Below are 769 nucleotides of genomic sequence, written 5' to 3' on the forward strand. Positions count from 1 at the left end.
CTTTTTGATGATTGGCATCAAAACAAGACTAAACAAGCCTTTACACAAAAGTTGCAGCAACAAGCTCAAATTGAAAAAACACAATTACCGCAATTATTGTCGCGTGAAGATTTAAAAATTCGTTGGCAGATGAATTCTCGTCAAAGTGTTCATCAAGTTGCTAGTAAGCCTGATTTTCCGCAACCCGTTTTTGCTTTTAATCATGGTAAGACGCCACTTTACTTAGCAACTGAAATTCAAATTTTTGAAATTAATCACCCCTGGGTGATAACTCCCAGTTCTCGTCTTGCTTATAGTCATTGGATCCTTCGTAATGTGATTGATCAATCTTGATATTCAGCTCTAGGTTTTTTATAGTTGGCGCTAGCCTTCTAATACAAATAATACCCATTTCGATGGGTATTAAATCTACCCTTGACAAGTGTCAAGGGTGTAAGTGCGCATTGACCTCGTTTTACTCGGTCTGCTGATAACCATAAAATCAGTTTTTGCTGTTGTTAAACTGGATGTATTTTTAATGCAATTTATGCTTACACTTAACTGAGTTTGTTATGCTTTAAATGCTAAAAATTGTTGCATATCCCGCTGCTTTCAACCAAATTTTTTTAATTACTTTATGCAGAGAATCTTCATAAACCTGGCAACAAAATTTGAATAACTAACTTTAAGAACTGCGTATCTAAATTGAAATTATTATTTTAATGTTAGGAGTCATTAAGATGGACGAAAAGAAAGTATTAAAACCAATTGATGAAATGCTTGCTGATCC

General features: G+C 34.2%; 1 protein-coding gene. It reads left to right on the forward strand.

What is annotated here, in order from left to right:
- On the forward strand, positions 1–333 hold a 333-nt coding region (locus IV64_RS02960), incomplete at its 5' end, for a hypothetical protein (protein WP_057705684.1).
- Between the last annotated feature and the right edge of the window lie 436 nt (positions 334–769).

The sequence above is a fragment of the Lactiplantibacillus xiangfangensis genome (assembly GCF_001438845.1).
GTDB classification, from domain to species: domain Bacteria; phylum Bacillota; class Bacilli; order Lactobacillales; family Lactobacillaceae; genus Lactiplantibacillus; species Lactiplantibacillus xiangfangensis.